A 22346-nucleotide genomic window follows, 5' to 3' on the forward strand; every position below is an offset into this window, starting at 1 on the left:
CGGACGTGTGCTTCAGTCGACCTCAATGCAGCCTGATCTTACGCAGACAGCAACGAATTGCCTCTCTGTCGGGCAGAACACCTGATAGGTTTCTTCCATGCCGTCCTTGCCGATTAACCAGGCACCGTCACCTTCGCATCCGGAAGCACGGGCGATCTTCATGACTTCATAAGACCACGTGCCCTGCTTCATGTCGTTCAGGTTCTTGGGGCGGGGGATGCCGCGCGTTAATGACGGCGCGGATTCCTGCATCTGCATGCTTGGTTCATCCGGCTGGGTCAGCGGTGCGACCATCACATTCGAATTATCCGTATTCTCTTGAGCAAAGGCAGGCAAGCTGTGACAGGCCAGTAGTAAGGTCAAGCAGCAGGCGTGCAGCGTGAGTGAACGTGTCATGGTGGTTTGGACCTGTTAGACGTAACCATTTAAATATGACAGAAGGATATGCTAATTCCAAGGACAACATAATAAAAAAGCCCGCGCAACCTGGGTTGGCGGGCTGTGGATTGACGAATGGATCGGTCAGATGGCGGTCGTACGGCTATGCAGCCACTGCTTCGCAGCACCATCCACGAGTGGATCAAGCCTTGTTTTAACCAAGGCATGGTAGTCGTTCAGCCAGGCTACTTCGTCGGCGCGCAGCATGGCCTTGTCGATGCAGCGGGTATCAATCGGGCAAAGCGTCAAAGTCTCGAATTTGAGGAACTCGCCAAATTCGTTGGTTTCAGCCGGTACGTTCAACACCAGATTCTCGATACGTACACCCCATTGGCCGGGTCGGTAGATGCCTGGCTCGTTGGAGGTGATCATGCCGGGCTCCATGGCGGTATGCGGCTCTGGCATGGCGCCTGGAGCGATTGACTGCGGGCCTTCATGCACATTCAGGAAGTAGCCCACCCCATGTCCGGTACCGTGGCCGTAGTCGACACCGCCTGCCCAAATGGGTGCACGTGCAATGGCATCAAGGCGTGGAGAGGCGGTACCGCGAGGGAATTGCACCATGCTGAGCGCGATCATGCCCTTCAGTACCAAGGTGAAATCACGCTTCTCGGCAGCGCTGATGGTGCCAACTGGTATAACCCGGGTGATGTCGGTGGTGCCGCCAAGGTACTGGCCGCCAGAGTCGATCAGCAATAAGCCATTGCCTTCGATAACGGCATGCGATTCCTCGGTAGCACGGTAGTGCGGCATTGCGCCATTGCCTTTGAAACCGGCGATGGTGGCAAAGCTGGGCGATACGAAGCCCGGGCGGCGTGCGCGGGCGGCGCAAATCTGTTCATCGATAGTGACTTCGGTGATCCGTTCCTTGCCTAGCGCGCCTTCCAACCAACTGAAGAATTCGCATAGGGCAGCTCCATCCTGCTCCATTGCGGCACGTACATGCTGGACTTCGGCCGTGTTTTTCTTTGACTTAGCAAAAGTGGAAGGGTTAATTGCCTCGACTACTTTAACAGTGTTGGCGACAGCCTGACGCAAGCCAAGGGTAATGCGGCGTGGGTCGATCAGCAGGGTATTGCCTGCGGGTAAAGTGGCCAATGCCTCAGCAGCCTTGGCGTAAAGTGCAATTTGAACACCATCCTTGGCCAGCGCTGCAGCAACATCGGTTGGTACCTTGCCTTCGGCCAGAAATAATGTGGCCTTATCCATATCGACAAGCGCATGGGCAATGAAGACGGGGTTGTAGTTGACATCGTCCCCACGCAGATTGAACAACCAGGCCAGATCATCCACTGTGGAAATGAAATGGTGCTGGGCACCTTTGGCAACCATTTCCTGGCGGACAAGCGCCAATCGGTCCACGCGGCTTTGTGTCGCGTAGGGAGGCTTGTGTTCGTAGATGGCGGCCGTAGGTAAACTGGGGCGGTCGGGCCAAACACTGTCGAGCAGATCGACATCAGTCCGCAGCATGATATTGTTGGCTTTCAGTGCAGTATCAAGTGCGCGCCCCGTCGCCAGCCCAAGCACAGCACCATCGACCCCGACTGTCTTGCCGGCTGGTACATTGGCAGCCAGCCAATCAATATGTTGGGACCCACCTACAGCGGGGATCTTCATCAGTTCGATACCGGTGCCGGCCAGTTCGGCTTCTGCTTGTACCCAGTAACGGCTGTCTGCCCATAAGCCGGCAAACTCGGGCGTTACGATCAGCGTACCGACTGAGCCGTTAAATCCCGATAGCCAACGTCGGCCTTGCCAACGACCCGGTAGGTATTCCGAGAGGTGTGGGTCGGCAGATGGCACAAGATAAGCCGTAAGGCCTTGTGCGGCCATGGCTTGACGGAGTTGGGCGATACGGGCGGGGATAGGCGAGGACATGCGATCCATGGCGATTTTCCTGGCGTGTTGGTGCTCAGTTGGGTAGACCGGCACCCATTTTTTAATGAGTTGGTGCGTGGGCAAAAACGGTTATAAGAGAGCTAACCCAGATTTTACTGTTTTGTCATCAACTTGATGGGCTATCTCGATGAAAAACAAGCATTTTTTGGTTAAATGAGGCTTTTCTGCGAAAATGGTCGATTCGCCAAGCAGGTAACCGTCGTATGAGCAGCGCAGTCACCCCTATTTCTCAATTGCCAGAAGGCATTCTTGCCCGTAAGCCAGCACCATTTCTGCCGATGAACCGTGCCGAGATGAATCAGCTTGGCTGGGAGGAGTGCGATGTGATTCTGGTAACGGGTGATTGTTATATCGACCATCCGAGTTTTGGCATGGCCTTGATAGGCAGGGTGCTGGAAGCACAAGGATTACGTGTGGGTATTATTGCCCAGCCGGACTGGCAGACGGCGGATGCTTTCAAGGAGCTGGGTAAGCCAAGGCTGTTTTTCGGTGTGACGGCCGGCAATATGGATTCGATGATCAACCGCTACACGGCTGACAAAAAGCCGCGTTCGGACGATGCCTATACCCCGCACGGCGTAGCGGGTAAGCGGCCGGACCGAGCGGTAACCATTTACTCGCAGCGTTGTCGCGAGGCTTATCCTGGTGTGCAGATCATGGTGGGCGGCATTGAGGCTTCTCTACGTCGTATCGCTCAGTACGACTATTGGAGCGACACGGTGCGCCAGTCTGCGCTGATCTACAGCAAGGCGGATATCCTGCTGTTCGGTAATGCCGAGCGTGCGTTGGTAGAGGTTGCCCAGCGTGCTGCGGCGGGCGAAAAGCTGCGCGACATGCGCGATATCCGTGGTACAGCTTTTATTGCTCCCAAGGGGTGGAGGCCGGATGACGAGTGGGTGGAAGAAGATTCAAGCACAGTCGACACCCCAGGCCGTGTCGATGCGCATATCGACCCTTACGCCATGGAGCCTGAGGCACCCAAACAAATCAATGGCCCAGCTATTCCTGAAGGTACCCAGCCTATACGCTTGATCAGCAAGGCGGAACGCGTACGTGCAAAATTGGCTGCGCGTGGTAATACGGTAGTCCGGATTCCATCCTATGAAATGGTGGTGCACGACCCGGTTCTGTACGCCCATGCCAGCCGTGTGCTGCACCTGGAGTCCAACCCCGGTAATGCGCGCGCCTTGGTACAGCAACATGGCGAGCGGGATATATGGATCAACCCGCCGCCCATTCCGCTGACCACGCCTGAAATGGATTATGTGTTCGGCCAGTATTACGCACGTAACCCGCACCCAAGCTATGGCAGTGCGCATATTCCAGCTTGGGAGATGATCCGTTTTTCGATCAATATCATGCGCGGCTGTTTTGGCGGTTGTACTTTCTGCTCGATTACAGAGCACGAGGGCCGCATTATCCAAAGCCGTTCAGAGGCATCCATCCTCAACGAGATCGAGGAGATCCGGGATAAGACCGCGGGCTTCACAGGCCATATTACAGACCTTGGCGGCCCCACTGCCAATATGTACCGACTGGCTTGCAAAGACCCAAAGATCGAATCGGCCTGTCGCAAGCTCAGCTGTGTCTACCCTGGTATCTGTGAGAACCTGAATACTGACCATAGCTCGTTGGTACAGCTGTATCGCAAGGCGCGCGCTATACCAGGGGTGAAGAAGATCACGATCGGGTCCGGCCTACGTTACGACATTGCCGTACGTTCACCGGAATACATCAAAGAGCTGGTAACCCACCACGTGAGCGGTTATCTGAAAATTGCACCGGAGCACACCGAGGAAAATGTGCTCAGCAAAATGATGAAACCCGGGGTCGATACGTTCGAGGCATTCCGCAAACTGTTCGACCGTTTCAGTAAGCAGGCCGGCAAGCAGCAATATCTGATCCCCTACTTTATTGCAGCCCACCCTGGCACGACGGATGAGGACATGCTCAATCTCGCCATCTGGCTGAAGAAGAACAACTTCCGTCCTGACCAAGTACAGGCTTTTACGCCCACGCCAATGGCGATGGCAACTACCATGTGGCACACCCGGCGTAATCCACTCAAGAAAGTGGCGCGTAATAGCGAGATCGTCGATAACGTGCGCGATACGTATCGACGTAAGTTGCACAAGGCCTTCCTGCGTTACCACGACCCCAAACATTGGCCGATTCTGCGCGAGGCACTTGTGAACATGGGACGCGCTGATCTGATTGGTGGTGCGGCCCATTGTCTGGTGCCTTATCCCAGTGCAGAGGAGCGTGCGCAGCAGGCACCACGCGGCAATGCCCGCGGTGGTGGTGGTCCAGGTTCTGTGGGGCGAATTGCTGCGCCGGCTGTTAAACGCAAGCCGAATCTGCGTGGTGGTAAAGGTGGCCCAATTAAAGGCACCGCTGGTAAATCTCGTGGTCGTTGAGCAATAAGGATAAAGATATGGAAGACCGCGTTACCGAACTGGAGATCCGCCTTGCGCTGCAGGACGATCTTTTGGATGAGCTGAATAAAGTCGTGGCCCGCCAGCAGCAACAGCTGGAATGGTTGGCGCAGGAGATGCGTAGCCTTACTGAAAGAATGCAGGATGGATTCAAGCCTGCCGGTATACAGCATGAGATACCGCCGCATTACTGACTAATTTGAGTCCAAAAAAAGCCGCATCACACGATGCGGCTTTTTACTTGTGCTGTTTCTAGCCTGGGGCTGCGAAACGTTCAGTTGTCCTTGCCAGATAAAACCATTCTTGCCCAGCTTGCGCCTTGTTGTTTGGAAACAGGATATAGCCATCGCACTCTGCTGCAACGATTTCGCCGTTGGCACGCTTGCCGATGATGTCGCCTGCTTTCAACGTGTCGAAACTGGCCCACGTACGGTTGAAGCTGTCATCGGCATTGAACTTGTCGATGACTTGGTAGATATGCAGCGCCTCGATGGTTTTGGCGGGGATTGGATCGGCTTCACCGCTGATGCCGAGGTGCGCCAAGGTATTGTGAATAGCACGGTAGGCAACTTCGGGGCCTTGTGGGTCGTCGTGTTGGCCGCATTCGAGCGTAATCGCATAACCGCCGACAGAACGCATGTACTCAGTAGTGCCAATGCCATAGCGTGAATCGGCATTAAGCAGGTCAGCGCGCGAAGCATCCGCCGGCATGCGTGCTATGCGTGCTTCAACGCCGTGGGCATAGGTCGACAGCCATCCATCCACCAGACGCCCTACTCCCAGGCGTATTGCCAAGGCTTCCTCTTCGTGGGCGAATTTGAATGGTTCCAACGTGCCGTCATTGTTCTCCGGCCCAACCATAGCAAAAGGCTGGCCGGGGGACTGGAACGAGTGCAAATCAAGCAACACATTGTGCTGAGCCAATAGCGGGCAGAGCCAGTTGGCGATCAGGTCCTCGAATTCGTGTGGCGCATCGGTTGGATTGAGATTGCGGTTCAGGTTCCGGTCGCCGGCCCGTTGCTGTTTTTCATAAGCCAGCGGGTTGGTAATGGGTACAAAGGTGACGCTGCCACGGGCAAGCTTCAAACGCCCCTGCTCCAACTCTTCCATCACCCGCAGAATACCCCGGGTACCGGCCAACTCATTGCCATGTACTGCGCCCAATACAATTAAACGTGGACCAGGCTGAGGACACGTATAGGAAACGGACTTGAAGTGGGTCATGATGGGTGGCCGTCGGGGTGGAAACGGGCAGCATGATACTTCGATTTGTGCACTGCAGCGAAACCTTGCTGAGATAAAAAACGAACAGTATTTAATGTACCCGATCAGCGGTATTTATCTATCCCGGGCCTGGGCGATATTCCAGCCCGGCATTCTTTCCCAGACCTTATTTCTATACTCACTATTCATGCCGTTATTACGCCGATTTCTCCCTGCCAGACTGGCTCTTCTCACCTTGGCTCTGGTGGGTCCAATGGTGTTAGCCAAGCCGTTGATCTACTGTGCTGATGCGAGCCCTGAAGGTTTTGACCCGGGGTTGTGGGATTCTTCCAGCACCAGCAATGTCACACGTCAGATGTTTCAAGGGTTGTTGAGTTTCAAGCGTGGTGGTACCGGGCTGCAGCCGAAGCTGGCTGAGCAATGGACGGTTTCACCTGATGCCAAAACCTTTACCTTCAAGCTGCGGCGGAATGTGCGTTTTCACCACACTCCCTATTTCAAGCCTACCCGGCCATTGAATGCCGACGATGTGTTGTTCACCTTCCAGCGCTTTATCGACCTGCAACACCCCTATAACCAGGCGTTTCCTGCCACATTTGTTTATCCACAGAATCTCGGGCTGACGCAGATGCTGGCAGGTGTGGACAAGGTTGACGACTACACGGTGCGTTTTCGATTGAAGTCACCCAATGTGACGTTCCTCGATTACTTTGCGATGAGTTTCGCCGGCATCCAGTCTGCCGAGTATGCCACCCAGTTACTGGCCAAGGGACAGGCAGCCAATATCAATAACTACCCCATCGGTACTGGTCCCTATCGTTTCAAGTCCTACCGGAAGGATGACGTACTGCGGTTGGAAGCCAATCCTGACTATTGGGGTAGTAAGCAGAAGACCGGGCTGTTGATCATATCGATCGCTCGCGAGCCAAGCGTCCGGGTACAGAAGCTACTGGCTGGTGAGTGCCAAATCACAGCGCCGATTCGCGATGTGGATATCGCGGCGCTACAAAACAAGCCCAATATTCAGTTGCAACAGATTCAGGCGCTGAATGTTTCCTACCTCGCATTTAACCTTGCCAAGCCGCCTACAGATAAGCGGGAAGTACGCGAAGCGTTGGATATCGCCATCGACCGCAATGCACTTTTCAAGACGCTCTTCCCGCGAGGGGATGCCATGCAGGCGGTGAGTGCGTTTCCACCGGTGATTCCTGGTTATAACCACCAGCTCAAGAATGAGTACGACCCAAAGCGTGCCAAGGAGCTATTGACCAAAGCCGGGTTTCCGAATGGTTTAGAGGTGGATTTGTGGGCCTTGCCGATCAGCCGGCCGACCAACCCGAATGGGCAGCTTATGGCGCAGATGATTCAGCAGGACTGGGCCAAAATCGGTGTGACCACCAATATCAAGACCTACGAGTGGGGTGAGTATCTCAAGCGGGCCAGCAAGGGTGAGCATCATGTCTATATGAGCGGCTGGTCTGGCGAGACTGGCGACGCCGATGATTTTCTGTCACCCAACCTGACCTGCGCCGCCAACCCCGGCGGATACAAGTTCTGCAACGCTGAATTCGACCACTTGGTCGAAGCTGCCCGCGCTACGACCGACCAGAAAAAGCGCGTTGCGCTCTATGAGCAGGCGCAGGTGATTTTCAAGCGGGAACGGCCGTGGATCACCATGGCGCATTCCACGGTTTACATCCCCATGTGGCGTGACGTGAAGGGCTTTGTGATGGCGCCGAATGGGAGTGTGGAGTTTGAGAACGTCTATCGGGACTAAGAACCGGTCCTAAGTCTGTTGCGCGTCAGCAATACAGCGTTGGAAACACCCTCGGAATGCTCATTTACACTGTGTAAGCTCCGCTTCCTTGGGTGTTTTTGCCTTGTCTTGCTCTAGCTCGCGAGACTTTGAACAGGTTCTGACTGCACAGTTTGGTCCGGCTCTAGAACTTGTTCACGATCCACCGTAGAGCAGTGACGCAGCGCAGAAACCGGAATGTACTGTTGTACATGAGGATTTCGAGCAGCACATAAGCCCTGATCACAGCTGCGCAGTAAGATCGTAAATAGGTTCTTAAGCTGGTCCTGGCGAGGATCGTACTTGCCAGACGGCGGCATCGCTCAATAAGCCAGCGCGGTCCTGTACTTTCACTGCCACCGCCAATACTTCGCCCCATTGCGGGTGTGCGGCCAGACCGATGGTGTTTTTGCTGGCGGCTTGAATTCCAAGCTGCCAGCCATGTTTGTATTGCTTCCATACTGCCAGCCTTGCGGGTTCGCTGCGGCTTGCATCTACTTGCAGCTGTGCATTCCCCAGTGCGTGTAAGCCGGGCATGGCGGGCCGTCGGTTTCCCCACCAGGGGTAGCTAGGTAGCAAAGCCGGCTCGGCGTAACTTTGCTCTAGCAGCGCAGCGCCAATAGCCTGTTGGTTCTGCAGCAATGTCCGCATGCTGAAATGCAGCTGGCCGCTCTGCCCGGCGGGTTGCCGGCTGGCTTCAATCTGCCTGTTGATTTCATTCGCAGACCAACCAGTTGGTGAGCCATCCAATCGGCTGACATTCAATCCAGGCCAGATATGGCGGCCAAGTGGGTTGGCACGCTGCCAGCTTGCCAATAGCACCGAGAATGCCTGGCGGGGCTGATTAACAGGCCAATAGAGTTGTGGCGCCAGGTAATCGACCCAGCCTTGTGCCAGCCAAAGCTCAGCATCGGCATATAACTGGTCGTATTGGCTGAAACCAACAATACCGTTAGGGCGCAGGTCCGGACGGCCTATGCCAAATGGGCTGATGCCAAACTTTACCCAGGGCTTTTCTTTGCGTACCAGATGATGGGTAGCTTCGACGAGCCGGTTCACATTATCGCGACGCCAATCTGCCCGGCTCAGCTTTCCGCCGCTTGCTTGATAGCGGCTCCAGGTGGCCTGGTCGGGAAAGTCTTGCACCGCGCCTCGCTTACCAGCTTTTCCGGCAGCAGGAATCGGATAAGGATAGAAATAGTCATCTATCTGAATGCCATCGATATCGTAACGGCGTAACACATCTGCCATGACGGCCAATGCACGTTCAGATGCCGCCGGCTCGCCTGGGTCCAGCCAAAGGTAATCGCCATATTGCCGTACCCACCCGGCTTGGTTACGTACGACGTGCTGATCTGAAAGCGGCATGTTGATTTGCCGGTGCCATGCCCGGTAAGGGTTGAACCAGGCATGCAGCTCCAGGCTCCGTGCATGTGCCTCACTAATCCAGAAAGTGAGCGGGTCGTATTCCGGCTGGGGTGGTTGGCCTTGCTTGCCAGTCAGATATGCCGACCAGGGTTCCAACGCCGAGGGATAGATAGCATCAGCCGTCGGCCGTACCTGCAGGACGATAGCGTTCAGATTCAGTGCCACTGCCCGGTCGAGAATAGTGCGGACTTCCGCCTGCTGTTGGTTGCTGGGCAGGCCAGGCCGGCTGGGCCAGTCGAGATTGGCGACAGTTGCTACCCAAGCTGCACGGAATTCCTGTCGAACTTGTGGTAAAGCCGGCTGGGCTGGCGCTGTGGCTGTGGTAACAGGAAGGCGTTTGCTGTCGAGTTCCTGTACTGCAGCGGGTGCGACAGCTTTGGCGGGGCTCGACACATTGCCGCAACCAGATTGCATTACCAGCAGGAAACCAATTAGGCCGGCCGCAAAACTTCGGCTAAGGGGAAACATGAACACTCGTTTATAGATAATGGCAGCCAGCGTGGAGCATAACGTAAGCTTGTCCATATGGCTTACTGAGCGATGACAGCATGACTTTGTGAAGCCGGGACCCGCGCCACGATCTGAGTGTGCAGCCATGGTCGGGGCTTATGCGCTGCTCTTGGCTCTGTTGATAACGATTCGAGGCAGATCGTGGAGCATGACTACTAAGAACCTGTTCAAAATCTGTCGCGAGCGGCTGTCAGCGGAGTGCAGAGCAGCGCAGAAACCGGCATGTACTTGGGTACATGAGGCTTTCGAGCAGCACATAAGCCCCGATCACAGCTGCGCAGTAAGATCGTGAACAGGTTCTAAGAAGCTTGTTTAAAGTCTCGCGAGCTAAAGCAAGACAAGGCGAAAACGCCCGAGGAAGCGGAGTTTACAAAGCGTAAATGAGCATTCCGAGGGTGTTTTCAACATCGAATCGCTGACGCGCAGAAAACTTTGAACCGGTTCTAAGGCGTTGCTGGCAGCAGTACCTTCTCCAAGCGATTTGGAAAGTACTTTTCAATGAGCGCTAGTGCAGTGGCAGTTGTCGCAGCTGTGGCATGACCAGTGACCTCCCACGGGCGGAAATGCATCTGGAAAGCGCGGATATAGTTTTCCGCATCTCCGTTGGTCAATCCATTTTCCGGCACGCCATAACCGTATGCCTTCAATGCACGTAGCAATAAGGCGCTGTCGTCGGGTTTGCCCTGCAGGGCACGGTAATGTTTGAGGACAGTGTCGTTCTCATACCACGCGCCCACACCATTACTTGCCAACCACTGCCAAGGGAACCTGGGACCAGGATCGACTTTTCTCTGTGGTGCGATGTCGCTATGGCCAATGACACGGGTAGGTGTGATATCTGGATAGCGTGAGAGGATGTCGCGGCTCAGCTTGAGCAATAATTGAAGCTGGGCGGGCGAGAAATCCGGATAGGTACACAAAGGGGCGGCATTCTCCACGGGCACGCAGCCGGCCTGGTTGACGTTTTCGATGCCGATCGACTGATCGTTCAAGTTCTGCCGGTCTTCCCAACGGGATATCCCTGCATGCCAGGCGCGCTGGCTTTCGGGCACCAGCCGGTAGGCCAGCAGTGTTGGGTTCTTATAGCTGAGGTCGCCCTCCTCCGGTAGCAGGTAGTGCGCACTGACGTCTCTGCCGTCGACACTGGGTTCGCTTAATGCATGCAATGAATAGGCGAAATCTCGCGCGGTGTAATGCATGACCAGAAATCGCACCCGCTCATTGGCGTTGGCTGATGGTTGCACCACCAGCTGGTCGGGGGCCAGATAGGTCGGTGTACTGGCACAGGCGGCCAATAGAAGAGGGGCGAGTAGAAGGGCATGCCGTTTCATTAGTCTGGGTCACCTTTATTAGGGAGAAACTTGTTCAAGATTTGTCATCAGCCCCTGATCACAGCTGCGCAGTAATATCGTGAACAGGTTCTCAGCGCTTTTTTCATAGTATGGAAGGGGGCATCCTTACCACTATCGGGGATAGCCGTAAGGCTTGCCTGCGGTGGGTGAGCGCAAGAACCTGTTTAAGATCAGTCACGAGCAGCTGGCAGCAGGGTGCAGAGCAGCACATAAGCCCTGATCGCCGCTGCGCAAGATCGTGAACAGGTTCTAAAGGTGGGATTGTCTTAAAGGGCAAGGGTTCCGTTGAATTGAGGAAACACATACCGGTTTGGCAATCTATTGACCAAGCCACAGCAAGCGACATGATTTAAGCTGAACGCTTACTCACACTGCCTCCTAGCCATGACCTCTCATCGCACCCTGCTTGGCGCGGGTTTGCTGCTTTCGGTGTTTCTGGTGTTATCTGGAATCCAGCCATTCGAGCGGTCCACCTGGCTTATGGAGGTGGCGCCGGTAATCATCGCGTTGCCGTTACTGGCGGCCACTTATAAGCGTTTTCCTTTGACGCCGCTTTTGTACACGCTTGTTTTTGCCCATGCGCTCATCCTGATTGTGGGTGGTATCTATACCTATGCACGTGTGCCACTGGGTTTTTGGGTGCAGGACTGGTTATCGTTGTCACGCAATCCTTACGACAAACTCGGGCATTTCGCACAGGGGTTGATTCCTGCCTTGCTGGCGCGGGAAGTATTGCTGCGTGGTGGACATGTTTCAGGGCGGAAGATGGCAGGTTTTCTGGCGGTTTGTGTCGCTATGGCAGTCAGTGCCTGGTATGAACTGGTGGAGTGGGCCGCCGCACTGATGATGGGGCAAGGAGCCGAGGAATTCCTGGGAACCCAGGGAGATATATGGGATACCCAGTCGGACATGTTCTGCGCTTGGCTGGGGAGCTTGGTGAGCTGCATCTTATTGGCCGGTTGGCACGATCGGCAGATGAGTAGAATGCCTTCCCGCGTTGAGCAGCCATAAGCTCTGATCGCGGCTGCACAGTAAGATATTGGACAGATTACTGCCTCACATACAACAGTACATCCTGATTTTGCACGTTGTTTTCCTTGTTAGGGTACCCTCGCTGCCGCTTATGAACAGGTGGCTTATTGGCCATAGCCCTGTCTCGTAAATTGGCAACGCGCCTTGTAACTCTTGGGCTTCATCGTTGCCTAATCTCCTTCATTACTTTCTTGGGTATCTAAGAATGTCTCGAACACATTTGCTGTCCTTGTCGGTTCTTTCTATCTCACTACTGTTGGCTGCATGCGCTGGCGATAAAGGCTCAGTAGTCACTTCGCCTTCCACCAACAGGGTGGAGGTCAAGATGCTGGCCATCAATGATTTCCATGGGAATCTGAAACCGGGCGGTACGTTGACGTTGCCTGACCCGGCAGACCCGAGCAAAACTGTGAAGGTGAATGCTGGTGGCGCTGAGTACCTGGCAACCTGGTTGAAAACGCTCAAGGCCAAGAACCCGAATAATGTGGTGGTTGCAGCTGGTGACCTGATCGGTGCAAGCCCTTTATTGTCGGCGCTTTTCCATGATGAGCCCACTATCGAAGCGATGAACGAGATGGGCCTCGAATTCAACGCGGTTGGTAACCATGAGTTCGACGAAGGAGCTGAAGAGCTGCTGCGGATGCAAAACGGTGGTTGTCATCCTGTTGATGGCTGCGTGGGCAAGAATAGTTTTGGGGGCGCCAAGTTCAAGTATCTTGCCGCGAACGTGGTCAATGAAAAAACAGGCAAGACCTTATTCCCGGCTTATCTGGTCAAGGAATTCCAGGGCATCAAAGTGGCCTTCATCGGCATGACATTGAAAGGAACGCCGGGAGTGGTGACGCCAGCGGGTGTGGCGGGGCTCAAGTTTCGGGATGAAGCAGAAACGGTGAACCAGCTGGTACCAGAACTGAAGGCGCAGGGCATCAATGCCATCGTGGTGCTGGTGCATGAAGGTGGAGCACAGACTGGTGGGCTGAGTGAATGCAAAGGGATGTCGGGTGCGATTGTCGATATCACCAAGAATCTGGACCCGGCGGTGGACATGGTTGTCAGCGGTCATACGCACCAAGCCTATAACTGCGAAATCAATGGCAAGCTGGTCACCAGTGCCAACCAGTATGGCCGAGTAGTTTCGGAGATCGACTTCACATTGGACCCGTTAACGCGCGATGTGGTGAAGCGTACTGCCACGAATATCCCGGTGACTAACGATGTTGCGAAGGACAGTGTGTTGACATCGTTGATTGAACGGTACGACGCACTGGTAAAACCTTTGGAAAACCGTGTGGCTGGTCAGCTTACGGGTGGGTTGTTCAAAGCTGCCAACGCAAGTGGTGAAGCAACATTGGGAAATATGATTGCCGACGCGCAATTGGCTGCTACCAGTGGCTCAGCATTTGGCAATGCCACGATCGCATTCCTGAATCCGGGCGGTGCACGTACCGATCTAGTACCGGATGCATCGGGCAGCGTCACCTATGGTCAGCTTTTCACTGTTCAGCCCTTCGGCAACAGCTTGGTGACGATGACGCTGACTGGCGCACAGGTCAAAGAGCTACTTGAGCAGCAGTTTGTTGGTTACACCAATAATCAGCCAATCGATCGTGTCCTGCATCCTTCGCAAGGCTTCAGTTATCGCTGGGACAGCACCAAGCCTGCCGGGCAACGTGTTGATACAGCCAGCATCAAACTGAATGGCGTGGTGCTGGATCTGCAAGCAAATTACCGGGTGACGGTGAACAACTTCATGGCGACAGGTGGGGATGGCTTTACCGTACTGAATCTGGGTACCGACCGGTTGGGTGGCGCACAGGACATCGATGCATTGGAGAAGTACGTCAAAGCCAACTCGCCCTTGGCGGTACCTGCATTGGGCAGGGTGGTGAAAACGCAATAAGCGCTGGCTGCTGTATTCCACGCCTGACTAAAAACACAGTGGCCCGCTTTACGTAAAGCGGGCCACTGTGTTTTGGGAGTCGATTTACTTAAAGCTGGAAACCACTCTCTTGTATTCGGGTGATTCTCGTACCGAGGCAACGGCATCCCAGATCTCGTTGGAGAACTCCGTATATTTGCCGTAGAACTGCTTCGACAGCATCAGGAAGTAAGGCTTCTCCACAAGCGGTGGGCTTATCTTCTCGACTTTACCGCTGAACTCGGCCTGGGCGATGGAGTTATCGCCTTCCTGGGTTTGCAGGGCGACCACTTGCAGCCGGCCTGCCATGAGTTTGCGCAGGTTGTCGTCGGCGCCACGCGTACCATCGTCTACCCGTACTCCCATTGTTTTTAGCTGGTCGATAATCGAATAACCCTGCTGTGCCCCAACCGCACTTGTCAGATTGCTGATGGTCTTGCCGTCGTAGCTGATATTGCTACCTTTGAGCTTATACAGCGAATAGCCGCTCATCATCAGGTACTTGGCCATATCGGGTTTGTCGCTGGCGCCTGGATAAAACCCCATGGCGAGCCGGTCCTGCTTGAAGCTGGAAGAGAATGCACCATCCATGGTGCCCTGGCGCATATCGTCCAGACAGCGGGCCCACGGTACCAGTACGATCTCGACCTTGACGCCGACCTTTTGCCCTACCTGCTTCAGATGGATGATATTCAACCCGTCCCGGCCATTGACTACCCAGGGGAACGCTTCGACGTTGTCTGTACACAACTTGATTGTGGCGGGCTTATCAGCAGCTTGTGCTGTAAGCCCGGTAAGGGCAAGAAGTGTCAGTAACAATGTGGTCTTTCGCATTGCGTCACCCTCAGAATTAGATATTAGAACGATCTTACTGCGCAGCTGTGATCAAGGTTTATGTGCTGCTCGAAACCCTCATGCATCTAAGTACATTCCGGTTTCTGTGCTGCTCTGCACCCTGCTGACAGCTGCTCGCGACAGATCTGATAAACAGATTCTTAGCATTGCACCATGCTCAAAATGAGACTTTGAATAGGTTCTCAGCCGCCTAGATGTTTGCTCATCAGGGCTTTCACATCGATTTTCTTCAGGCCTTCGTTGAAGATATTCGCCACACGTTGCCCTTCAGCATCTTTCTTGAAGCAGATGAACAGCTTTTTGTCTTCCAGTACCTTGGCGTTCATGCCCAGTTTGCCCACGTAGGGTTTGAGCGCCGGGTCGGTTTTCATCAGATAGTTGAAGACGTTGCTGTCCACCACAGCAACGTCCAGCCGGCCGCCAGCCAGCTTGAGCAGGTTTTTGCCGTCATCGATAGCGACATCCACCTTCTGTTGTTTGGAAGCGACCCTGGCATCGAATTCGGCCGTATTGACATAGTCCTGGACCACGCCGACCTTCTTGTTCGACAAGTCGGCAATATTGCTCCAGGAGAATGGCGCATCAACACGTTGAGCTAAGCCCAAGGGGCCGGTGCCCATAGGTTCTGACAAGGTGAAGTCCTTGCGTACATCTGCAGAGTCGTATTCTGGGAAATAGCCGGCGTGGGTCGGACTCGACTTGCCCAATTGCACTGCACGGCTCCAGGGATAGAACTCCACTTTCAGCTCATAACCCATCGCCTTGAACGCAGCTTTGGCCACAGCGACGCTGGCACCTTGTTCGGTTAACTTTGCGCCGGTGTAAGGTGGCCACTCCAATGAAGCGAGGGTGATCGTCTTGTTATCAGCTGATGCTGTGGTCAGTAGACCGCTGCCAAGAATCGCAAACAGAACCTGTATGACCTTGCGACGATCCATGTACTTTTCTCCCGCTCTTTATTTGAGCGTGCTATGCAATGGTTGCTGGATGCCGCTATCCGAAAGTCTCGCGCGCGAGAAGGTGGCTATGAAGACTTTGAGCGGTGAAAGCCAATTCATCAGACCTTGAACTGCTCGACGGAAATTTGCAGCCGTACGGCAAGCCGGGCGACTTCTTCGCTGGCGACGGAGGTTTCGAGCGCACCGCTGGCGGCTTCCGCAACCACTTTCTGTATGGCACGAATACTTTCGGTGACGTTGGCAACCACTTCGTCCTGCTGACTCGAAGCCGTGGCGATTTCCTCGTTCAATTCGGCAATCTTGCGTGCCGATTCAGCCAGGTGCTGGATATTCAAACCGGCATCGCGGGCGCGTTGCAGACCTAACGCAGCCTTTTCTTTGCTGCTTTTCATTACGGCAACTGCTTGGTGGGTGCCTTCTTGCAGCTCGGCGATGACTTTTTGGATTTCAGTTGTGGAGTCGTGCGTACGGTTGGCGAGAGTGCGAACTTCATCTGCCACAACGGCAAACCCCCGGCCGGCCTCCCCGGCTCGGGCGGCTTCGATGGCAGCATTCAAGGCAAGTAGATTGGTTTGTTTGGCAATCTCGTTAATCACCATCAAAACAGAGCCGATTTTTTGGCTGTTGGTGGCCAGATGTGCGATTACCTGAGCGGCATTGTCCACTTCAGCGGTGGCTTCACCAATAGTCTGGATGGCGTCGTTTACAACGTTCTGGCCTTTTTCGGCTTCGATATCTGCATAGTTGGCCGCTTCAGAAGCGGCACCGGTATTGACAGTAATCTCATGGACCTTGAGGCCCAATTCGCCTGCGGCAGCAACAACGGCTTCGCTTTCCTTTTGCTGTAGCTGAATACCGGCGCTGCTTTGTTCCATGATGCGGCTGGTTTGCTCGGCGGCAGCCGCCAGCTGCGGTGCGGTATCGGATACCTGGCGCATGATGCCCTGCAATCGCTCCACAAAAACGTTGAACGATTGGGACACGTCGGCAAATTCATCCTGCCCGACAATGCGCAGCCGACGCGTCAGGTCAGCTGAGCCGGTGGAGATTTCCTTGAGTGCATTATTAAGTCGCCGGAGCGGCTTGAGCACCACTGAAGTAAGGCTGAACGCTAGCGCGATGGTAAGCACCAGATCAACAATGATGATTTGTATCACCAATGTCCATACGCTTTGCCGTAATGCGGCATCAACGGAATCGTGGCGGACATAGATCTGGGCTTTGGCGACAACTTTTTTCTGCCCATTATCGTCGAATTTCAATTCCACTTCGCGCAATACGCCGCCGATTTCTGCTTTGGCATCGGCTGGCACCACTTTGCCTTCCGGACCACGCATCAACCCCAGTAGATGATCTTTACCATTATTCAGGCGGATGCCGCTGAAAGTGGGCGACACCATTTCCGCTTCCAATACTTGGCCTATCTGGGTTTTGTCGAAATTCCAGATGGCAGCAGGCAAACTGAGTTGCAACCGTGTGGCCAGTGAATCAGTCTGCTCCGATAAGCTACTTTCCAATTGCGACTTGGTGGCAAAGTAGTTGTACGCGCCAAGTCCACCCATTACCAGGGAAACAATAAGCACGAATAGGATATTGAGTCGCCCGCTGATGCTTCGGGTAAATTTCATTGTCGGCACCTATCTATAGCTTGATTCCATGGAATCGACTGCACTTCGTACATGAGTGCGTGGGTGTCTATTAAGCAGTCTTAAGCCACCTCATCATTTCTGAGCTTAGTCGGCAATGCTAAAAAACCAAATTCCAGAATAAACAAAGGCCAGATTGTTCTGGCCTTTGTTACGAATGGTAAGTCAGGTCATTCTTTGTGGTAGACCTTGGCACCGCGTTTCACGAATTCAATCGACTTCGCCGCCATACCTGCTTGCAATGCATCTTCTGTTGCAATGCCCTGCTTTTCGGCGAAGTCCCGTACATCCTGGGTGATCTTCATCGAACAGAAGTGCGGGCCGCACATGGAGCAGAAATGGGCAACCTTTGCTCCCTGCTGAGGCAGGGTTTCGTCGTGGTACTCGCGAGCACGGTCTGGGTCCAGGCCCAGATTGAACTGATCTTCCCAGCGGAATTCAAAACGCGCCTTTGATAGGGCGTTGTCACGGATCTGCGCACCAGGGTGGCCTTTTGCCAAGTCGGCAGCATGGGCGGCGATTTTGTAGGCCATGATGCCTTCTTTCACGTCGTCCTTGTTTGGTAAGCCCAGGTGTTCCTTTGGCGTTACGTAGCAGAGCATGGCGGTGCCGTACCAGCCGATCTGTGCAGCGCCGATGGCAGAGGTGATATGGTCGTAACCAGGTGCGATGTCCGTAGTCAGCGGCCCAAGGGTGTAGAACGGGGCTTCGTCACACCAGTCGAGCTGCAATTCCATGTTTTCTTTGATCAACTGCATCGGCACATGGCCGGGGCCTTCAATCATGGTTTGCACGTCGTGTTTCCAAGCCAGCTGAGTCAATTCCCCCAGTGTCTGCAATTCGCCCAGTTGCGCTTCGTCGTTTGCGTCCCAGCCGCTACCTGGACGTAGCCCATCGCCAAGCGAAAAGCTGACGTCGTAGGCTTTCATGATGTCGCAGATTTCCTCAAAGTGGGTGTAAAGGAAATTCTCCTTATGGTGAGCCAAGCACCACTTGGCCATGATGGAGCCACCGCGTGACACGATGCCGGTCATCCGCTTGGCTGTCATCGGCACATAGCGCAGCAGTACGCCCGCATGGATGGTGAAGTAGTCCACACCTTGCTCGGCTTGTTCGATCAGCGTATCGCGGAACATCTCCCAGGTCAGTTCCTCCGCCTTGCCATCGACTTTTTCCAATGCCTGGTAGATAGGCACCGTACCGATAGGTACCGGGGAGTTACGCAGAATCCACTCGCGCGTCTCATGGATATGCTTACCGGTACTGAGGTCCATGATGGTGTCGGCACCCCAGCGTGTCCCCCAGGTCATCTTCTCGACCTCTTCCTCGATGCTGGAGGTAACGGCCGAATTACCGATATTGCCGTTGATCTTCACCATGAAGTTGCGACCGATGATCATCGGCTCGCTTTCCGGGTGATTGATGTTGGCTGGGATGATGGCGCGGCCACGGGCGACCTCCTGGCGTACAAACTCGGGGGTGATTTCCTGCGGAATGACTGCACCGAAACTTTGGCCAGGATGTTGGCGGGTCAGCAGCGCCACCATACGGTCTGCCAATTTGCCGCCGGCGGTGCGTAATGACTCGATGTATTCCTTGCGCTTGAGATCCTCACGGATGGCGATGAACTCCATTTCCGGTGTAATGATGCCACGGCGGGCATAATGCATCTGGCTGACATTGGCCCCTGCCTTGGCCCGCAGCGGCTTGCGGGTCAGCTCAAAACGCAGGCTGTCTAGCGACTTGTCTGCTTCGCGGGCACGACCATAGTCACTGCTCATCCCTGCCAGCTGTTCGGTATCGCGGCGCTCAGCAATCCATTGTGCTCGTAGCGGCGTCAGACCCTTGCGTATATCGATTTTCACATTCGGGTCGGTATAAGGGCCGGAAGTGTCGTAAACATAAATAGGCGGATTCTTCTCGCCGCCAAAACTGGTAGGTGTATCGGTTTGGCTGATTTCTCGCATCGGGACGCGAATATCGGGTCGGCTTCCCTCAACATAGATTTTTTGTGAGGCAGGGAAAGGCTGGACGGAGGCGTTATCGACCAGGGCGGTTTGCGAGAGGATTTTTTGCGGCGCGTTCATCGTATATTTCCTGTGAACGGCGCAGGGCATGCGAGGGACGGCAACGCGTATGCAATAGCCGTATGACGCTTCCCTACGCCGGTGTTAACCGGGTCAGGTGCAGAGGGTATTTCTCATCCAGGCGGGTTGGGCCGCCTAGAACCCCTAGCGTCTTGAGCAAGCGATGGGCTTGCCGAAGTGCTGTGAAGCTAAGACAAGTATGAAATAATTACAAGAATTGATTGCCGACGCCGCCTAACAGAGCGGCGATTTCGTCTGGAAAGGAAGCCCCATGGATTGGGAACAAGCCCGTTTCAATATGGTTGAGCAGCAGATTCGTCCTTGGGACGTGCTGGACATGACCGTACTCGCGCTATTGTCGGAAGTGAAGCGTGAGAATTTCGTCCCTGCCGCTCGCCGCGAGATGGCTTTGGTCGATATGGAGATTCCGCTGTCTGCTGGCGCGAAAATGTGGTGCCCGAAGCTGGAAGCCCGGGTAGCGCAGGAAGTGGCACTGAAAGGCACAGAGCGCGTATTGGAGATAGGTACGGGTTCTGGCTATCTGGCAGCGTTGTTGAGCAAGCTGTCCAAGCAGGTCTACTCGGTGGAAATCGATGCTGCACTGGCCGACCAGGCACGCAGTAACCTGGACGCAGCAGACATCAAGAATGTGACTGTCGATGTCGGCGACGCAGCCAAAGGCTGGAGCAAATACGCCCCCTACGACGTGATTATCGCGACAGGGTCTTATCCAACTGTGCCGGAATTCCTGTTTGAGCAACTGGCCGAAGGTGGTCGTTTGTTTGCCATTGTGGGCGATGAGCCGGCAATGACCGCCAGCGTATTTACCAAGGTTGCTGGCTCGGTCAAGCAAGAAAAACTGTTTGAGACGGTTATTGTTCCGTTGGTCAATGCGCCGCAACCTGTAAGGTTCGCGTTCTGATTTGATACTTGACTGTATCGGTCATGAAAAAGCCCGGCACATTGTCGGGCTTTTTCGTTTGGTTGAAGTAGCTATTAGCAGGGCGAGGTGCAGCGCATGAGCGCTTCAGGCTTCAGTAGTAATTGGGCTCACCTTCCGGCCTGGTCTTGAAACGCTTGTGTAGCCAAAAGTATTGTTCGGGATGTTGCAGTATCTGTGATTCGATCACGGCATTCATCCGCTCGGCATCCTGTTGCACATCGTCGCTTGGGAAGTTCGCCAATGGCGGCTCAATTACCAGGGTGTAGCCATTCTGCTCTCGGCGTGGGTAGCAAGGCAGCACTTGCGCGCCCGATGCTTTTGCCAATCTTGATAGGCCGGTAATGGTAGCGGCGGGCACACCAAAGAAAGGGGCGAATACCGAGTCCCGAGGCCCAAAATCCTGGTCCGGCAGGTAGTAGAAGCGGTAGCCTTGCTTTAATGCCTTTAGCGCTGGCCGAATACCAGCCTGGCGGGAGAGGACGATACCTGTGTCAAACCGCAGGCGCTTTTGTTCGACATAGGCATCAAGCCCGGCATCTTTCTGCTTGGAGTAAATGCTGACCACAGGTACTTCCAGCGAGACCCGCAAGCCTGCCATATCCAGCCCGGTGAAGTGCGGCATCATCAGGATGACCGGTCGACCTTCTAACGCCTGCAGATGTTGCATGCCCTCGATACGTACCAGCTGCTCCAACTCTTCACGCGAAGAAAACCAGCAGTAGCCATATTCAAGCAACATACGCGATAAGGCGACGAAGTGGTTCTGTAAGGCGCGTTGTCGTTCGACGACCGGCATATTCGGAAAGCACAACCCAAGGTTGATTTCACCTACCCGTCTGCGTGATCTGGCTACGCGGTATAAGAGCCAACCGACGGCATATCCAAGCCCTGTAATGGCGCGAAATGGCAGCCAATGCAGCAGCCACATCAAACCTCCGACTAGCTGGCTCATATTTGTGCCTCGTCAGGCAGGGGAGCTCCTGCGGGATGCTTGTACCGGTTGTAACTCCATAGGTATTGCGTTGGCGCCATCTTGATTAACGATTCAATGTTCTGATTCAGCAGGCAGGCATCCGCGAGACGGTCGCCACTAAAAGCGCCTTGCATGGGTTGGATATGGACTTTGAAGCCGCGTCCCCAGCTGAGGCGTTCGGCAAAGAAAAACAGCACGACAGCGTCGGTAGCATGGGCGAGCCGTGGTAACAGGCTCATCGTATAGGCGGGTTTGCCGAAGAAAGGCGCCCAAATACCTTCTCCACCACTGGGGGCTTGGTCGGGCAGAATGATGGTAGCTTCGCCTGATTTGAGTGCTCTCATCAAAATTCGTACACCCGCAGCGGTAGCGGGGGCAGTACGGCCGTTATCACGCGCCCTGCCCGCTTGCATGATGGGTTCGAGCCAGGCTAATTTAGGTGGCCGATACATGGCGGTTAGCGGATAAGGCAGTCGCGTGCTGACATAGCGTCCTGCAATGTCAAATCCGCCCAGATGCGGGGTTACGAAGATGATCGGGCGTTTTTCCGCCAGTGCGGCTTCGGCATGTTGCCAACCTTCGCAATGGCGCACCAATCGGCTGACTGCATGAACGGGACGTGTCCACGCTGCCAACAGCTCTAATGCACCCATGCCATTCTGGGCGATGCTGTTTCTTAACAAGTGGTTATAATTGCTCGAATAGGCTTGGCGCAAATTGTCGCGGAACCGAGTACGGTAGCCACGGTCGAGTAACCAAGCCAGCCAGCCAGCCAGTGCGCCAATGGCGTGCAGCAATAGCAGGGGTAAGGCCGAAATACATCGCAGTAGTAATGTCGACATCCAGATCACA

General features: G+C 54.6%; 17 protein-coding genes and 1 riboswitch. Of the genes, 6 read left to right on the forward strand and 11 right to left on the reverse strand.

The features are described 5' to 3' along the window. Nucleotides 1-12: 12 nt before the first annotated feature. Together ACUHMQ_RS00100 and ACUHMQ_RS00105 are read right to left on the reverse strand one after the other, a co-directional pair. Nucleotides 13-396 (reverse strand): hypothetical protein, encoded by a 384-nt coding sequence (locus ACUHMQ_RS00100; protein WP_445293397.1) that lies wholly within the window; start codon nt 394-396, stop codon nt 13-15. Between the two features lie 126 nt (nt 397-522). Beyond that, nucleotides 523-2316, reverse strand: coding sequence for an aminopeptidase P family protein (locus tag ACUHMQ_RS00105; protein ID WP_445293579.1), 1794 nt, complete (start codon nt 2314-2316; stop codon nt 523-525). Between the two features lie 224 nt (nt 2317-2540). Here ACUHMQ_RS00105 and ACUHMQ_RS00110 point away from each other — a divergent pair, with 224 nt between their 5' ends. Beyond that, nucleotides 2541-4754 (forward strand): YgiQ family radical SAM protein, encoded by a 2214-nt coding sequence (locus ACUHMQ_RS00110; protein WP_445293398.1) that lies wholly within the window; start codon nt 2541-2543, stop codon nt 4752-4754. Nucleotides 4755-4771: 17 nt separating this feature from the next. Next, the gene (locus tag ACUHMQ_RS00115) at nt 4772-4966 is read left to right on the forward strand and encodes a SlyX family protein (RefSeq protein WP_445293399.1); all 195 of its coding nucleotides are present in this window, start codon (nt 4772-4774) and stop codon (nt 4964-4966) included. A gap of 58 nt (nt 4967-5024) precedes the next feature. Here ACUHMQ_RS00115 and ACUHMQ_RS00120 read toward each other — a convergent pair whose 3' ends face one another. Then, nucleotides 5025-5996: a M14 family metallopeptidase gene (locus tag ACUHMQ_RS00120; protein ID WP_445293400.1), complete on the reverse strand. Its 972-nt coding sequence runs from the start codon at nt 5994-5996 to the stop codon at nt 5025-5027. Between the two features lie 94 nt (nt 5997-6090). Here ACUHMQ_RS00120 and ACUHMQ_RS00125 point away from each other — a divergent pair, with 94 nt between their 5' ends. Continuing rightward, nucleotides 6091-7773, forward strand: a complete 1683-nt coding sequence (locus ACUHMQ_RS00125; protein ID WP_445293401.1) for an ABC transporter substrate-binding protein — start codon at nt 6091-6093, stop codon at nt 7771-7773. A 294-nt stretch (nt 7774-8067) separates the two neighbouring features. On the opposite strand, the gene ACUHMQ_RS00130 is transcribed toward ACUHMQ_RS00125, so the two are convergent. Next, on the reverse strand, nt 8068-9687 hold the full coding sequence (locus ACUHMQ_RS00130) for a glycoside hydrolase family 10-like protein (RefSeq protein WP_445293402.1): 1620 nt from the start codon (nt 9685-9687) through the stop codon (nt 8068-8070). Nucleotides 9688-10172: 485 nt separating this feature from the next. Beyond that, entirely contained in the window at nt 10173-11060 is an 888-nt protein-coding gene (locus ACUHMQ_RS00135; protein ID WP_445293403.1) for an N-acetylmuramoyl-L-alanine amidase, read from the reverse strand. A gap of 405 nt (nt 11061-11465) precedes the next feature. Here ACUHMQ_RS00135 and ACUHMQ_RS00140 point away from each other — a divergent pair, with 405 nt between their 5' ends. Continuing rightward, a complete protein-coding gene (locus ACUHMQ_RS00140; protein ID WP_445293404.1) occupies nt 11466-12092 on the forward strand; it encodes a DUF2238 domain-containing protein in 627 nt (208 codons plus the stop codon). A gap of 226 nt (nt 12093-12318) precedes the next feature. Continuing rightward, nucleotides 12319-14013 (forward strand): bifunctional metallophosphatase/5'-nucleotidase, encoded by a 1695-nt coding sequence (locus ACUHMQ_RS00145; protein ID WP_445293405.1) that lies wholly within the window; start codon nt 12319-12321, stop codon nt 14011-14013. A gap of 84 nt (nt 14014-14097) precedes the next feature. On the opposite strand, the gene ACUHMQ_RS00150 is transcribed toward ACUHMQ_RS00145, so the two are convergent. The 4 genes from ACUHMQ_RS00150 to thiC form a co-directional block, all read right to left on the reverse strand. Beyond that, nucleotides 14098-14865 (reverse strand): substrate-binding periplasmic protein, encoded by a 768-nt coding sequence (locus ACUHMQ_RS00150; protein ID WP_445293406.1) that lies wholly within the window; start codon nt 14863-14865, stop codon nt 14098-14100. Nucleotides 14866-15068: 203 nt separating this feature from the next. After that, nucleotides 15069-15824, reverse strand: coding sequence for a substrate-binding periplasmic protein (locus tag ACUHMQ_RS00155; protein WP_445293407.1), 756 nt, complete (start codon nt 15822-15824; stop codon nt 15069-15071). 119 nt (nt 15825-15943) lie between these two features. Then, nucleotides 15944-17473 (reverse strand): methyl-accepting chemotaxis protein, encoded by a 1530-nt coding sequence (locus ACUHMQ_RS00160; RefSeq protein ID WP_445293408.1) that lies wholly within the window; start codon nt 17471-17473, stop codon nt 15944-15946. A gap of 188 nt (nt 17474-17661) precedes the next feature. Next, nucleotides 17662-19578, reverse strand: coding sequence for a phosphomethylpyrimidine synthase ThiC (gene thiC, locus ACUHMQ_RS00165; protein WP_445293409.1), 1917 nt, complete (start codon nt 19576-19578; stop codon nt 17662-17664). A 53-nt stretch (nt 19579-19631) separates the two neighbouring features. Next, a riboswitch (TPP riboswitch) is annotated at nt 19632-19734 on the reverse strand. Between the two features lie 115 nt (nt 19735-19849). On the opposite strand from thiC, the gene ACUHMQ_RS00170 reads away from it, so the two are divergent. After that, nucleotides 19850-20500, forward strand: coding sequence for a protein-L-isoaspartate O-methyltransferase family protein (locus ACUHMQ_RS00170; protein WP_445293410.1), 651 nt, complete (start codon nt 19850-19852; stop codon nt 20498-20500). 112 nt (nt 20501-20612) lie between these two features. On the opposite strand, the gene ACUHMQ_RS00175 is transcribed toward ACUHMQ_RS00170, so the two are convergent. Together ACUHMQ_RS00175 and ACUHMQ_RS00180 are read right to left on the reverse strand one after the other, a co-directional pair. After that, nucleotides 20613-21473: an LpxL/LpxP family acyltransferase gene (locus ACUHMQ_RS00175; RefSeq protein ID WP_445293411.1), complete on the reverse strand. Its 861-nt coding sequence runs from the start codon at nt 21471-21473 to the stop codon at nt 20613-20615. Then, nucleotides 21470-22336 carry a lysophospholipid acyltransferase family protein gene (locus ACUHMQ_RS00180; RefSeq protein ID WP_445293412.1) on the reverse strand — a complete coding sequence of 289 codons (867 nt, stop codon included), beginning with the start codon at nt 22334-22336 and terminating at the stop codon, nt 21470-21472. Before ACUHMQ_RS00180 ends, ACUHMQ_RS00175 begins: the two co-directional genes overlap by 4 nt. Nucleotides 22337-22346: the final 10 nt, after the last annotated feature.

It is taken from the genome of Chitinimonas violaceus, from assembly GCF_052601015.1.